The organism is Pelagibacterium sp. H642 (genome assembly GCF_031202855.1).
GTDB lineage: Bacteria > Pseudomonadota > Alphaproteobacteria > Rhizobiales > Devosiaceae > Pelagibacterium.
Window position 1 is genome coordinate 1,292,698 of sequence record NZ_CP101829.1, and the last position, 14,621, is coordinate 1,307,318.

The 14,621-nt window shown below is 59.3% G+C and carries 15 protein-coding genes and 1 pseudogene; 15 read left to right on the forward strand and 1 reads right to left on the reverse strand.

What is annotated here, in order from left to right; genetic code table 11:
- Window positions 1–10 precede the first annotated feature (10 nt).
- Window positions 11–1,459, reverse strand: a complete 1,449-nt coding sequence (locus NO934_RS06390; RefSeq protein WP_309163002.1) for a PHB depolymerase family esterase — start codon at window positions 1,457–1,459, stop codon at window positions 11–13.
- A 193-nt stretch (window positions 1,460–1,652) separates the two neighbouring features.
- Here NO934_RS06390 and NO934_RS06395 point away from each other — a divergent pair.
- From NO934_RS06395 to NO934_RS06465, 15 genes and pseudogenes are all read left to right on the forward strand, one after another.
- A pseudogene (locus NO934_RS06395) lies at window positions 1,653–2,213 on the forward strand (biotin carboxylase N-terminal domain-containing protein); the annotation flags it as partial.
- 276 nt (window positions 2,214–2,489) lie between these two features.
- Window positions 2,490–3,314, forward strand: coding sequence for a hypothetical protein (locus tag NO934_RS06400; RefSeq protein WP_309163003.1), 825 nt, complete (start codon window positions 2,490–2,492; stop codon window positions 3,312–3,314).
- Window positions 3,315–3,326: 12 nt separating this feature from the next.
- Window positions 3,327–5,012: an IclR family transcriptional regulator C-terminal domain-containing protein gene (locus tag NO934_RS06405; RefSeq protein WP_309163004.1), complete on the forward strand. Its 1,686-nt coding sequence runs from the start codon at window positions 3,327–3,329 to the stop codon at window positions 5,010–5,012.
- Window positions 5,012–6,115, forward strand: coding sequence for a mandelate racemase/muconate lactonizing enzyme family protein (locus NO934_RS06410; protein ID WP_309163006.1), 1,104 nt, complete (start codon window positions 5,012–5,014; stop codon window positions 6,113–6,115). Before NO934_RS06405 ends, NO934_RS06410 begins: the two co-directional genes overlap by 1 nt.
- Window positions 6,116–6,243: 128 nt before the next feature.
- Window positions 6,244–7,275 (forward strand): NAD(P)-dependent oxidoreductase, encoded by a 1,032-nt coding sequence (locus NO934_RS06415; protein WP_309163008.1) that lies wholly within the window; start codon window positions 6,244–6,246, stop codon window positions 7,273–7,275.
- A 35-nt stretch (window positions 7,276–7,310) separates the two neighbouring features.
- Complete coding sequence (locus NO934_RS06420; protein WP_309163010.1) at window positions 7,311–8,042, forward strand: ribonuclease activity regulator RraA; 732 nt, start codon at window positions 7,311–7,313, stop codon at window positions 8,040–8,042.
- Between the two features lie 4 nt (window positions 8,043–8,046).
- Entirely contained in the window at window positions 8,047–8,514 is a 468-nt protein-coding gene (locus tag NO934_RS06425) for a nuclear transport factor 2 family protein (protein WP_309163011.1), read from the forward strand.
- A 23-nt stretch (window positions 8,515–8,537) separates the two neighbouring features.
- Window positions 8,538–9,359 (forward strand): shikimate dehydrogenase, encoded by an 822-nt coding sequence (locus tag NO934_RS06430; protein ID WP_309163012.1) that lies wholly within the window; start codon window positions 8,538–8,540, stop codon window positions 9,357–9,359.
- Between the two features lie 93 nt (window positions 9,360–9,452).
- Window positions 9,453–10,262 (forward strand): transporter substrate-binding domain-containing protein, encoded by an 810-nt coding sequence (locus NO934_RS06435; protein ID WP_309163013.1) that lies wholly within the window; start codon window positions 9,453–9,455, stop codon window positions 10,260–10,262.
- 1 nt (window position 10,263) lies between these two features.
- The gene (locus NO934_RS06440) at window positions 10,264–11,340 is read left to right on the forward strand and encodes an Ldh family oxidoreductase (RefSeq protein WP_309163014.1); all 1,077 of its coding nucleotides are present in this window, start codon (window positions 10,264–10,266) and stop codon (window positions 11,338–11,340) included.
- 39 nt (window positions 11,341–11,379) lie between these two features.
- On the forward strand, window positions 11,380–12,186 hold the full coding sequence (locus tag NO934_RS06445) for a transporter substrate-binding domain-containing protein (protein WP_309163015.1): 807 nt from the start codon (window positions 11,380–11,382) through the stop codon (window positions 12,184–12,186).
- 23 nt (window positions 12,187–12,209) lie between these two features.
- Entirely contained in the window at window positions 12,210–12,893 is a 684-nt protein-coding gene (locus tag NO934_RS06450) for an amino acid ABC transporter permease (protein WP_309163017.1), read from the forward strand.
- A gap of 13 nt (window positions 12,894–12,906) precedes the next feature.
- Window positions 12,907–13,554 (forward strand): amino acid ABC transporter permease, encoded by a 648-nt coding sequence (locus tag NO934_RS06455; RefSeq protein WP_309163018.1) that lies wholly within the window; start codon window positions 12,907–12,909, stop codon window positions 13,552–13,554.
- Window positions 13,538–14,272 (forward strand): amino acid ABC transporter ATP-binding protein, encoded by a 735-nt coding sequence (locus NO934_RS06460; RefSeq protein ID WP_309163019.1) that lies wholly within the window; start codon window positions 13,538–13,540, stop codon window positions 14,270–14,272. The genes NO934_RS06455 and NO934_RS06460 overlap by 17 nt, the downstream gene beginning before the upstream one ends.
- Window positions 14,273–14,283: 11 nt before the next feature.
- The gene (locus tag NO934_RS06465) at window positions 14,284–14,577 is read left to right on the forward strand and encodes a YciI family protein (protein WP_309163020.1); all 294 of its coding nucleotides are present in this window, start codon (window positions 14,284–14,286) and stop codon (window positions 14,575–14,577) included.
- Window positions 14,578–14,621 lie beyond the last annotated feature (44 nt).

Below are 14,621 nucleotides of genomic sequence, written 5' to 3' on the forward strand. Positions count from 1 at the left end.
GCTTGGAGCGCTATTCGCTTTTGGCCTGATCGAACAGCCATTCGATCATTTCCTGGTCCTTGAAGGAAGTTTCCCAAGAGAAATGGCCATTCAGCGTCACCATGCCCAAAGACAGCATGTTGCTCCCGTCCCCGAACCGATACTCCGTATATCGGACTTCATCACCCGACGTTTCGCTTTCTCCAATATAGGTGATGGCCAACTCATCATCGTCAACGTTCACCGACGAGTCCGGCGTTATGCCGTCCTCGCTAACCTCGCTTCCGGTGAGCCGCGCGAAAGGGTCACGCGAACCTTCGACATCAACGACGGGATCGGTGTCGGCGTGCATCAGCCAAAGAGGAACCGAAAGATTAGCGAGGAGATCGCTCGATCCATCTTCGTCAAGCTGAGAGTGCCGCCCGTTCATCAGGACGGCCGCCGCGAAGCGATCGGCGATGGAGGGATCTTCGTTGGTCAGAAGCGTCCAGCTCCCCATCGCTCCCATCGAAAGACCGGTGAGATAAATGCGATCGGTGTCGATCCCAGGGTTGTCCGCGATGATCTCATCAATCAACCCATTGAGAAGTTGCTGCGTTTCGGCGGAGCTCCAACCTCCAAGGTCGTTCTCATCCCGGAAGTCGCGCGCGGGCGCCTGCGGAGCCAGCACGAACGCCGTCTCGGGAGCGTTCTCGATCCAGGTAACGCCGCCCTGGTTGGCGAGAATCGGAGAGAGGGTGTCGGCAGTGATATCGTCAGGGAAGTGATTGGTGTCGTGGCTCTGCCCCGATCCGTGCAGGAAGATGACAAGCGGTGCCTGCGCGCCGTCCTCGAGATCGGGCGAATAGAAATTGTAGGAGATTTCCGTGATGTCCTGGTTCTCCGGCAACTCAAACACGCCCTGCACGAACTCGTCGACGACGGCGATCGAATGTCCCTCGACAACGAATTCCGCACTGGCGGAAATCGTTTCCGACTGGGATGCCGGTTCGGTGGGCGAGGAGTCCTCGCTCACGGCCGGAAGATCGTGCAGAAGGTCGACGGTGTAGGTCATCGTATCGTCATAGGGCAGGATCTGCCTGAACGATGGATTGAAGCCCAGATACCAGGACGATGCATTGTGGTCTGCGCTGTCGAGCTCCAGTATTACATAGTTGCCCGGACGCGGCGCGCCAGCGACAGGTTCGTCGTTGGTATAAGCCCGCAGGATCGTCCGCGGCGCTGCCGGCACCCCGCTGTTGCCCAGCGTCTGACCCGAATACGACTGAACCGCGTCGAGCTCCGCCGATACCTCGAAGGCATTTTTCAGGTTCGTCATGAGGGGTAGGGGCTGGCCGAAATCGATGGCCAGAGTAGTTACACGCGGATTGGCCTCCATGACCTCCGAGATCAGGTGGACGGGATATTCCTGTCCGTAGGCGATGCTCGAGATGAACAGTGCGCAGCCTGCAAGGCTGCCGAGCGCGATGTGCTTCAGCATAAATTCTCCTCCACAATTGAACCCCGTTCCGCAACTCCTATGCCAGATCGGGCAGCATCCATTATGAGGCGCTGTCGTCGCCTCTCAAACGCGATGTGCTCAAGGCTGGATGAATTCAGTTCAACTGAAGACAGTATCAGGAGGAAGGAGTTAAGGACCGGCGATACCTGAATCAGGTCCTGGGAAATTCGGCATGATCGAAAAAATCCTCGTCGCCAACCGTTCGGAAATCGCGATCCGTGTGTTCCGGGCCGCAAACGAGCTGGGGCTCAAAACGGTGGCGGTGTTTGCAGAAGAGGACAAGCTGGCACTGCATCGGTTCAAGGCGGACGAGGCCTATCTGATCGGGCAAGGGAAAGGACCGGTCGAAGCCTATCTCCAGATCGACATATATCTCCGCGTGGCCCGGATTTCGGGAGCTGATGCCATCCATCCAGGCTATGGGCTGCTTTCGGAAAGCCCCGAATTTGCCGATGCATGTGCCGATGCGGGGACCACCTTCATTGGGCCCAAGGCGCAGACCATGCGTGATCTTGGCAACAAGGTCGCGGCGCGCAATATGGCCGTCAAGGCCGGCGTCCCCGTGGTGCCGGCGACCGATCCCTTGCCGGACGATCTCGACGAGGTTGAGAAGATGGCCGAGGCGATCGGCTACCCGCTGATGCTCAAGGCAAGCTGGGGCGGTGGCGGGCGCGGCATGCGGCGCATCACCGATCCCAAGCAGCTTCGCAACGAGGTCTCAGAGGGCAACCGACGCAGGGTGCAAATGACGGCTGCGGGAGGTCCGGCGAAAGGCAGTACGACTATACGGGGCTGCAGCGCAGAAGGCTGATAGAGATAGTCTCACGATCGGAAGCCCAACGGATCACAATTACGCCGAAGGACATCCAAGATCGTTCAGACATAGTCATCTCAACATATGAGACGGCATTGGTGCGCAGCATTGACGGCGCCTCCCGCGGGCGGTTATCTCACCGCAACTATGGGAGGTTGTCGCGTGTCAGATCGGATAGTCTTGCAGTATGGCGCTATGCTGCTGGAACTGATTCCGGCATTTGGTGGGCGCATCGGCCGCTTGGCTTTCGAGGGCTTGGACGTGCTTGTGCCCTTGACGGCAACAAGCTTCGACCCTGTGGCTTGGCCGCAGGCTGGTGCTTACCCCATGATTCCCTACCACAATCGTATTGAGACTGGACGGTTGTGCCTCAATGGCCACGTGCATACCATTGCATCGCACAAGAATGCAGCGCCCCATTCGCTACACGGGCCGGCGCAGCGAGATCCTTGGACGGTCATTTCGCAATCGAAACATCAGATTGTTCTGCAACTTGACCGTGATGCAGACGAACACTGGCCCTGGGCCTTTAGGGCGCAACAGGACTTTGCGCTCCTACCCGACGGGCTGAAACTTACGCTCACGGTGGTTAACCAGTCGGGGGAGTCCATGCCGGCAGGGCTGGGCTGGCACCCCTACGTGGCCCAGTGTCGCCAGGTGCAACACGATGCCGAGTACAACTGGCCAATCGGGCTTGACTATCTGCCCGCCGGGGGGCGTCAGGCGGTCGGCCATTGTCATGCCGACCTGGTCACTGGCACCAGTTATTATTCCTGCTGGTCGCAACTGGAGATCGAGACGGGATCGGGTCTTGCTCTCTCGATCACCGCAACACCGGTGCTGAGCCACTTGGTCCTGCACAAAGGCGATGGCGACTACGTCTGTGTGGAGCCTGTCTCTCATCTGGCCAATGGATTTAATATGCACGACCGCGGTGTCCTGGGTACTGGCACCCGCATTCTGATACCGGGTGAAGAGCTCTCGGGCACCATATCGGTTACCGTACGACGCGCAGGCTGATCGGAGCAGGGTATGGCAAAGCGTCACGATAATGCGGCTGGTTGGCAAGAAGAGGATACGCCCCAGGCTAGCGTCAAGGGCGCTGCCCTGATCGGCAAGGCCACCGAGGTTTTGACCCGCATCGGAAGTGCGCCCGGAAAGGTCGGCTTCGCCGAACTGTCCTGCACCACCGGCATTGCGCGCGCCACGCTTTACCGCATCCTGTCTGCGCTGACCTCACGCGGTTTGATCCGCACCGACCCGGTAACACAGAACTATACGCTGGGCTTCCAGTTTCTCGAACTAGCACAGAACGTCTGGTCGTCGGCGGATTTGGCCTCGGTCGCCTCTGCCGAACTGCGGCGTCTGCGCGACATGACTGGCGAAACAGCCTATCTGGCCGTACAGGAAAAGCGTCATGTCCTGGCGCTGGGACGCTTCGAAGGTGCCCATTCTCGCCGGTCCAATGCACGCCTCGGTGCGCTCAAACCGATGCACTGCACCAGCCAAGGTAAGGCGATTCTTTCGTTGCTCAGCGAAGCGCAGGTGGATGCCATCCTCAGCGAAGGCATGGAGCGCTTCACGCCCTTCACCATTGTCGATCCCGCCGCACTCAAGGTGCAGCTCCAGATTGTCCGCGCCAGAGGGTATGCAACAGATGATGAAGAGATCGTCGAGGGGACGCGTTGCGTCGGCGCTGCCGTGACCGACAGGGTGGGACGCCCGATTGCTGCAATCAGCGTGGCAGGTCCCGTCTATCGCATGACGGTGGAGCGCGCCGAGCAGCTTGGTCGCGAAATCGCTGAAGCTGCGCGGCGCATCTCCGACCAGCTGGCCCCATACCTGTTCGAGACCCGCTCACGCCACCCAGACATCCGCCAGGCCACCGAAAAGGCAGGTTTCGCTACCGGGTCGCCGTTCTGGGATGCGGCGCGTGGCCATCTGTGCTGGGTGGACAGGCTTGCCCCTTCCGTGCACGGGCTACGAGGGCAAGGGGACGAGTTCAGTCTCGATGTCTTGGGCGAAAGCCTGGTAGGCGCGGCCCAGCACGAGAACGGGTTTGTCATCGCCAGCGTTAACCGGGTCGGCCTGCTGTCGCGGGATGGCCAGTTTGACTTGCGCGACTGCGCAATCGACCTGCACCTGTCCACGATCTTGGCAATGCCTGACGGTGCACTTTGGGCAGCGGCCAGATCCCGCGATACAGACGGCGCAGTTTTGGGACCGCTGGACTTAATCAGCGGCGAGATCGACCCTGTTTTCGAGCTGCCGGATGCCGTGTCGGGGCTTGCTGCCACCCGCGATGGATTGACGCTCTATGCTGCCGTGCCGGACCGCGGCGCCATCTATCAGTTGGCGCCGCTCGAGAGACGCAAGCGCATCTTTGCCAAGCTGCCCAAGGTCGCCGGTTCGCCAACGGCGCTGGCAATAGACGGCGAGGAGCGCATCTGGGTCGCCATGGCCGATGGCTGGAGCATTATCCGTCTCAACGAGGATGGCGATTTCGATCGCACCATTGCCGTGCCAGTCCCCGCGCCGACTGGCATCTGTTTCGGCGGCGAAAACTATGACCGCCTGTTCGTTACAAGTGCCCGAGTGGGCCTCACCCGTGAAGCTTTGATGCACGCACCGCTTTCGGGTCACGTGCTCGAACTCGAAGCCGATCAGCGCGGCAGCCCGGCTTCCGTTATCACGCTGTCGCCAAACCAGGTCGCCTGATGTCTCACACTGCCCCCATCATATCGCTTAAGACCTTCCCGATCTCCATTCCCTTTGCCGACGGCGGCAAGGGCACCGGCGCCACGCCATCTCGCTGGCATACGCTCGACATGGTCCTGGTGCGTATCGAGGATGAAGATGGCCATGTCGGTTGGGGCGACTCCTTTTCTTACTTTTGCACCCGCGCCACGCATGCGGCTATCACCGATATGATCGCGCCCAGCGTTGTCGGCAGGGTGATAGGTGACATTCCAGCCTGGAATGTCGAGGTCCAGAAAAAGCTCCATCTGTTCGGACGCTACGGCATCACCACATTCGCGCTTTCGGGTGTCGATATCGCTTTGTGGGATTTAAAGGCCAGGCGCGCCGGCAAATCTCTGGCCAGCATGGTGGCGGGATCGGAACAAACGCCACGGTCGATTCCAGCTTATGCGAGCCTTGTACGTTATGGGGATATCGACCTGGTGCGCCAACACTGTCAACGAGCCGTAGATCTTGGCTTTCATCATATCAAGCTGCATGAAATTGAGCCGGACATCATAGCTGCTGCGCGTGAAGTGATCGGGCCTGATGCTGCTCTGATGGTTGACGCAAACTGCGCCTGGACCTTGGATGAAGCCATTGCTCAGATGCCCTCACTCCGCGCCAGCAATGTGCTCTGGGTGGAGGAGCCGGTTTTTCCGCCAGACGATTACGCGAGTCATAGGCGTATCGAAGCGGCCCGGATGGCGGTCGGCGCTGGTGAAAACGCCAGCACGGCCTTTGATTTTGCCCGATTGAGTCGCGCGGTGCAGTTTCCGCAGCCTAGCATGACCAAAGTGGGTGGCGTGTCCGAATTCGCGCAGATCGTGCATGATGCTGGAGCGCTTGGAAAATCGGTCATGCCGCACTCACCCTATTTTGGCCCGGGTTTCTTTGCCACCCTCGCTATGGCGCCCTTGCTGCCGCAGGATTCATTATTTGAATATTTGTTCGTCGATCCTCAAGGTTGGCTGCAAACACCTCCGGTCCTCATGGACGGGAGGATGATGGTGCCGGCCGGCGCCGGAACCGGTTTCGTACCCGACCCCAACATCATGGACCGCTTCGCCATTAGTGCGTAGTCCCAACATGTGAGATGCACATAGCGGGACCGCGAAGTCGGCGCTTTCCTGCGCATTCGAATTCTTTCAAGGTGAAAGCGTCGGAGGGCCGAGGTCTTCCGGCGTCAGACGATCCTGGGGAGAGAAGAATGGACGTTTTCGTTTCCGGCGCTACCGGCCGTGTCGGTGGGACACTGGCAACGGCGCTGCAACAGCGTGGCTTAAAGGTCAGGACCATCGCCGTCCCCAACGACCCCAACCGGAAAGCCACCGAAGCCCGCGGCATAGAATGCATTACCGGTAGTCTCGCCGATCTTGCTACGGTGCGTCAGGCCGTCGAAGGCGTATCTTCGATCTTCCACATGGCTGCCGTCATTTCCTTCCAACCGACCGCCCGCGATCTGCTTTGGGATGTCAATGTCGTTGGCACTTATAATGTTCTGCGGGCCGCCGCCGAACAGGCGATGAACCGTAAGATCCGCATGATTTTTGCTTCGAGCGATCAGGTCTATCCCACCCGTTTCGCGCGCTACCGTCCCACCGACGAGTTGCATCCGCATGAACCCTACACTTTTTACGGCATGTCAAAGGTGCTGGGTGAGGAGATGGCCAAGTTCTATAATCGCTCCGAAGCCAATCTCGACATCAGCACCGCGGTCTTTTCCCATACCGAAGCGGCTCACGAGTTGATCGATCCCCACGGGGAATACTCCGGCGCTGCATTTTTCGTGAATGCCCGCGTAAAGAGTTTGAAGGCGAGCAGTACGCATCATGCCGGTGCCAATAGCGACGATCAACTGCGCAAGGTGCTTGACGTCCTCGAACCTTTGATGGGCGACGACGAGCCACTGCTGCTCACCTATGACGAAAACGGCAAGCCCCACACCCAGGAACTTGTGGACGTGCGTGATATCGTGCAGGGCCTGTTGCTGATCCACGACAAGCCCGAGGCGATTGGCGAGACGTTCAATCTCGCGCCCCTCAGTCCGGTCAGCCTTGCCGAATTCATTCCCTATCTCGCTGAAGCTACGGGGCGTCGCTACGTGGAAGCGCACATTCCCGTGCCGCTCGGGCGCACCCATGGCAGCAGCGCCAAGGCGCGCTCCATCCTTGGCTTTCACCCCAAATACTCGCTTTTCGATATGGTCGATGAGGCTGTCGGCCGGACCAAGGCGAAATGAACCAAACACTCGCACTGCGCCAAGCGGAGTCTCACATGAGCGATATCGACATCCACCAGGACATCCTGGACAAGCTGAAGCAGGCCAGCACGGCCACGTTGACCACCCAATTGTTTAAGCACGGTTTCCGCCAGCAGTTCCTCGTGGGGCTTACCGCGCTCAGCAAGGAGGCGGGAAGCTTTGCGGGCGAGGCCTTCACTTTGCGCTTCATTCCGTCCCGCGAGGACAAGGACTGGGATCTGGGCGATCTCGCCAAGCGCGGCGACGATAATCTGCAGTGGGAAGCGGTCGAGGCGATCGAGCCAGGCAAAGTTCTGGTTATCGATAGCCGCAGTGATCCGCGTGCTGCTTCGGCTGGCAACATGCTATTGACCCGTCTGATGCGCAAGGGCGTTGTCGCCGCCATCACCGATGGCGCCTTCCGCGACGGGACAGAAATCGCGCGCATGAACTTCCCTGCCTATTGCGCCGCCAACACCGCCTCGACCCGCCCGGCCTTTCACCGCGCCATAGACATGCAGCGCCCGATCGGTTGTGCCGGTGTTGCGGTCTATCCGGGCGACATCGTCGTCGGTGATGCCGATGGCGTCGTGGTAATTCCGCGTTATCTGGCGCCAGTTCTGGCCGATGCTGCCTATGAGCAGGAAATGCGAGAGCGTTTCCTCTTCACCAAGATCGATGCCGGTCAGCCGCTCTGGGGTACGTACCCGCCCAATGAGCAAACCCTAGCGGAATACGCCTCCTGGCGTGCCGAGCACGGGAAGTAAGTCCATGACCGAAGCCGCCCAAAAAGCCGAGGCGTTGATCCGCCGTTATTTTGCCGCCTGCAATGCCGGCGATCATGCTGGGTTGGTCTCCTGCTTCACGCCCGATGCTGTGCATTATTTTCCGCCCGGCCTGCCAGACGCGCCTTGGCGGGGCGCACATGCCATCGCCGATGGTTGGGTCTGGTGCGTCAGGACGCTTGGTTCACGATGGACCATTGAAAAGGTGCTGGCCGGGCCCGACGGCAAGGAAGCCGTAATCGAGTGGACCCATTGGAAAACGGCGATTGGCGAAGCCCTCCGGGGGGATGAATGGTATATTTTCGACGATAACATCGAACGTATCGCCGAAATTCGCGCCTACTACGCATCGCCGGTCGACAAGTCCCAGCCCGTCAACAAGCTGCACGGCTTCGACTATGCCGGGCGCGGCTTTGCGATGAAACCGCCATCCCAGCCCCCCAAGCTCTATTGAACACCCCCAGCGAGAGGCGTCACGTGACTGCACTCACCGGTAAAACCCGCATCAATCTTCTTATCGGCTCCCCCATTGCTCAGGTACTCGCCCCCGGCTGGCTGACCGAGCGGATGCAGAACGTCGGCTATGATGGCCTGCTGGTGCCAATACAGATCCTCCCAGAGCGTCTGGATGCGGCTTTGCCGGAACTTATGGCCATGCCCAATGTGGACTCCATCCTGGTAACCCTGCCGCACAAATTCCGCGCCTCCCGTCATTGTGCTGCCCTTTCGCCTCGCGCCACCATATTAGGCGCCATCAACGCCATGCGCCGCATGCCAGACGGTCGCTGGCATGGCGACAATTTCGACGGTGCGGGCATGTTGGCAGGGCTACGCAATGCCGGTCATGACGTAGAGGGCAAGGCTGTCTATGTCGCCGGGGCCGGTGGGGCTGGTTCGTCCATAGCGGTGTCCATGCTCGAAGCGGGCGCATCGCGTCTCATGTTGCACGACCTCGATACTGCCAAGGAGAATGCGCTGCTCGATCTGCTGGAGCGTCATTATCCGGGGCGGGTCAGCGGAGGTTCGGGCGATGTGACCGGTTTCAACGTCGTCATCAACGCCAGTTACGCCGGTTTCAATCCCGCCGATCCTCTGCCAATTGATCCCGCAGGCCTAGTGGCCGGTACCGTGGTGGCCGACGTTATCACCGACCCTGTTCCCACGAAATTGTTGAGGGAAGCCGCCAAACTCGGCTGCCCGACGCGCGACGGCACCCACATGCTCGAAGGGCAAATGCAATTGCTCTTCGAATTTATGACAGGTCGCCCACCGGAGTCTCACGAAGTGGGACTTACCTAGGCGTGGTAGACGCCAGCCGGATTACCTTCCGTCAACAATAGCGTAAATGTGAGACGTCGCCGGCAACGGTGATGTTTAGGAGGAGCCCAGATCATGACGACTATCTTCAAACGTCGCACCCTGCTCAGCCTTGCGCTAGCTGCAACCGTGCTGACACCAGGTATCGCCCATGCCGACGCTTTGTCGGACATTGAAACTTCCGGCAAGATCCGAATTTCGATCGACCCCGCCGCGCCGCCCTATTCATCACTTGATGCTTCGGGCCAGTATGTCGGCTCGGAAGTTGATTTCGCCGAAAAATTGGCCGCCGACTGGGGCGTCGAAGCCGAATTGGTACCAACCTCAGCTGCCAATCGCATACCCTATCTGCAAACCAACCGCACCGACGTGGTGATCTCGACCCTGTCGATTACCGAGGAGCGTCGGCAGGTCATTGACTTCTCACGTCCCTATAGCGCGATCCAGATCGTCGTGGGCGGCCCGGCTGACTCTGGGGCGGAGAGTCTCCAAGATTTAGTAGGCAAGCGCGTCGCCGTGGTACGCGGAAGTACAAATGACAGTCAGATTACGGCGGACGCGCTCGATGGCACCGATATCGTCCGCTTCGAAGATGATTCCACCGCAATCACCGCGCTGCTCAGCGGTCAAGCCGATTTTTATGTCACGGCGCCGGCGCTGCTGACCACGGTCAACGCGCAGAATCCCCGCTTGGATGTGCGCCCGCTGATCGTGCTCGAGACTAATGTGACGGGCATTGGCGTGGCCAAGGGCCAAGACGCGCTGCGCGACAAGCTTGATGCCTGGGTCGCCGATGGCATTGCCGATGGCAGCCTCAACGAAATCTATAGAGACGCTTTCGGCATCGACCTGCCGCCGGAAGTGACCGCGTGGGTGGATCAGTGACATGGTTGCTCTGCCCGATAGAAAGGCCAGCGGCGAACGCTTCACGTACTCCGAACTTATCGAAGCCTCGGTGGCGCTCTTTGCCGCGGCCGGTATGCAGCAGGATATGGCCCAGGACGTCGGCAATTCATTAGTCATGGCCGACGCCATCGGGCACAGCACGCATGGCCTGGCCATCGCGCCATGGTATCTGGACGAGATCGCCTCGGGTTCCCTCCGTCTGGAAGGGTCTTACGAGGTGGTATCCGACCGTCCATCCTGCGTCGCCTGGAATGGTTGCCGCCTCGCTGGCGCCTGGCTGATCAACCGGGCAATCGATGTTGCGCTTGAGCGCATCGATCGGGAAGGTGTGGTGACCCTGACCATCGGCAACGGCTATCATACGGGCGCCTTGGCTACCTATTTGCCGCGCCTTACCGCGCGCGGACTCATGGTGATCTTGGCCTGTTCGGGCCCTGCTCATCAGGGCGTGGCACCTTTCGGTGGCACACGCGGTATCTTTACACCTAACCCCTTGGCTGCCGGCATTCCCACCGGTGCCGACCCCATCCTGCTCGACATCAGTTGCTCGATCACCACAGTCAAACGCTCGACGCAATTGGCCAAGGCGAACGGTCTGTATGACCATGAATGGCTGCTCGACGAGCGCGGCGTTCCCACACGCGATCCTAAGGTGCTAATCGACGGGCAGGGCACCCTGATGCCGATCGGCGGCATGGATCACGGTCACAAGGGTTATGCCATGGCCCTGCTGGTCGAAGCTCTAACCCAAGGCCTGAGTGGCACTGGCCGTCGTCAGCACCTGTCCGGAACGGTCATGAACACCTTCCTGCAGGTCATCGATCCTGCCGCCTTCGGCGGAAAGCGCGTCTTTACCGAGGAAATGGACTGGTTGGTCGATCGCTGCCGCGAAAATCCGCCTCGCCCAGGCGTTGAGCGCGTTCGCATTCCGGGCGATCAGGCCCGCCACCGGCTCGATCTTGCCGAGCGTGATGGCGTGTTCTTGCCGGACGAGATCCTTAAGCCACTCAAGTCCTATTTCGACCAGTTCGGCATCGCCTTCGCGATTGCGCGCTAGGAGTCACGATTGTTCTGTCAGCTTCACGAGGAGGAGACAATGAAGCTATTGAAAACGTTATCTGCCTTTGCCCTCGGCATCGGCCTTGCCGTCACCGCCCAGGTGCAGGCACAAGCCCAGACCACCCTCGAGCGCATCGTCAATGACGGCAAAATTCGGGTTGCCATCGATCTGAGCGTGCCGCCCTGGTCCTACCAGGACGAGGACCTCCAACCGGTCGGCTCAGAAGTGGGGGCCGCACAACTGTTGGCGGAATCACTCGGCGTGGAGCTTGAAATCGTTTCTACCAACGGTGCCAACCGTATTCCGTTTTTGCTCTCGGGCCGGGCAGACATCATCATGTCGGCGCTCAGCATCACTGACGAGCGCAAAGAGACCATCGACTTCTCCATTCCCTACTCTGGCGCAACCACCTTCATCGCCGCGCCTAGCTCGATGAACATCGAGTCGGTGGAAGACCTGCACGGCCTGCGGATCGCGGTAACGCGTGGCACCACCAATGACAGCGACCTTACCGCTGCGGTTCCCGACGATGTCGAGATCGTAAGATTTGAAGACGAGGCAACAACGATCACCGCCGTCGCCAGCAACCAACTCGACCTTGTGGCGCAGGCGCAGACTCTGATCGATGTGATTAACGAACGCAATCCGGGCAAGCAACTCGAACCCAAAATTATCCTGCGCGATTTCCGCGTTGGCGTTGGAATCCGCAAAGAAGACCAGGACCTGCGAGAATATATAGACGGCTGGATTGCCGAGAATCTCAGCAATGGCAAGCTCGGCGAGATCTATCAGCAATATCAAGGCACCGCCCTGCCTGCGGACATCCTCGAAAGCGTTCAATAACACCCATTCGGCAGGAGGGGCCAATGAACTATTCATTCAATTTTGCAGCGGTACTTTCGTACTGGCCCCTGCTGCTCGAAGGCATCTGGGTGACCATACGACTGACCGCGATCACCACGGTTCTTGGTATTTTGATTGGCGCCATCTGCGCCGTGATCCGCACAGGTGGGCCCAAATGGGCGCAATGGATTGTAACGGGCTACGTGGAATTCATCCGCAACACGCCTCTACTGATCCAAGCCTACTTTCTCATCTTCGGCATTGCCAGTATGGGCATTCGCCTGCCCATTTTCGTTGGCGCGGCCATTGCGCTGACCGTCAATATCGGTGCTTACACCACCGAGATCGTCCGTGCCGGCATTGAATCGATCAACAAGGGTCAGCTTGAAGCGGCCGAATGCCAGGGGCTGACCAAGCTCCAGACCTATCTCCACATTATCATCCGTCCGGCGCTTGAACGCGTCTATCCGGCCCTGACCAGTCAATATGTGTTGCTCATGCTCGCGTCGAGCATCCTCTCGGCCGTCGGGGTGGAAGAATTGTTTGGCATCTCCAATCGCATCCAGAGCGAGACCTTCCGCAATTTCGAAATTTTCGTTGTGCTCGGGGTCATCTATTTGGCCCTATCGGTTCTCGTGCGTGGCGCTTTCTTCCTCTTCGGTCAGCTCATTTTCCCCCGCCGGCGTAAGCTCGGGACGCCTCTGTGAGGAACGTGCAACCATGAACATGATCTTTATCCAATCGCTGCTCTGGGGCCTGTGGAACACGGTTTTCCTGAGCGCGCTGACCTTCTTGATTGGCGGTGCCATGGGCTTTGTGGTGGCTCTCACACGCATTTCCCCGGTCAGTGGGCTCCGCTGGGCCGCATCGGGATATATACAGGTCATTCAGGGCATTCCGTTGCTGGTACTGATGGGCCTTTGCTTCTACGGCCCCGATATTCTAGGCTTGCCCTCCGCTACCCCGCTTTGGGCCGCCGCCGCTGGCATGTCGATCTACACGAGCGCCTATCTTGGCGAAATCTGGCGGGGCTGCTTTCAGGCCGTTCCCAAACCTCAGTGGGAGGCCGCCGAGTGCGCTGGCCTAACCAGGTGGCAGCGCATGCGGTGGGTCATCCTGCCCCAAGCTACGCGTATTTCTATTCCGCCCACTGTCGGGTTTCTGGTGCAGATCGTTAAGAATACCTCGATCGCATCGCTGATCGTTGGCTATGCCGAACTGTCCTACAACGCCAAGATCATCAACAACTCCACTTTCCAGCCTTTCATCTATTTCGGGCTGGCTGCAATTCTCTACTTCGCCGTCTGCTACCCCCTTTCGGTGCAGAGCCGCATCTTGGAAAGGAAGTTCAATGTCGCCAATCGTTGATCTGATTGATGTCCATAAAAGCTACGGCATGGTCGAAGTCCTCAAGGGTGTGACCTTTTCCGTAAACAAGGGAGAGGTCGCAGCCATAATCGGGCAAAGCGGATCGGGTAAGAGCACTGCCCTGCGCTGCATGGACCGGCTCGAAACTATTCAGGGAGGGACGCTGGAGGTCTGTGGCCACCGCCTTCACACACCTAATCCTGACTTAAAGGCGCTGCGCCGTGATGTTGGTATCGTGTTCCAGAGCTACAATCTCTACCCACACCTCACCGTTGAGGAGAATGTAACCCTGGCGTTGCGCCTGGTGCGCCGCCTCGGCAAAGCCGAAGCGCGCGAACGGGCTGCCGACGTGCTCAAGAAAGTGGGGATGCTCGAAAAGCTAACAGTCTATCCCGAACAGCTCTCCGGTGGTCAGCAGCAACGTGTCGCGATTGCGCGCGGCCTTGCCATGGAGCCCGAGCTGATGCTGTTCGACGAAGTGACGTCGGCGCTCGATCCGCAACTGACTGGCGAAGTGCTGCGCGTCATGGAACAGCTCGCCTCTGAAGGTATGACCATGGTGCTGGTCACGCACGAAATGTCCTTTGCCCGCAAGGTGGCGGACAAAGTAATCTATATGCGCAACGGCCGCGTCCACGAAATGGGCACGTCGGAGATCCTGCGCAGCCCCGAGACCAAGGAACTGGGCGAGTTCATCGCCGAGGCCACAGACGCCTGAGGATCATTACAATGTATTTTGCCATTATTGCCCGTGACAATACCGAGCCCGGTACGCTGGAGAAGCGCTTGGCAAATCGCGACGCGCACCTGGAGAAGATCCACGCCATGAAGGCAGAGGGGAGCATCATCGATGGCGGCGCCATGCTGAACGATGACGGCGATATGGTCGGGTCAATTGTGCTATGCCATTTTCCAGACCGCGCAGCGCTCGACGCTTATCTCGCCGAGGAGATCTACGCCACTCAACGTGTTTGGGGCGACATCGAGATCGTGCCGTTCCGCCGAGTCAGCTGGAAGAGTTGAAGATGACTCAGTTGCAGAGGTGAATGGTTGGCGCGGATGGGGTT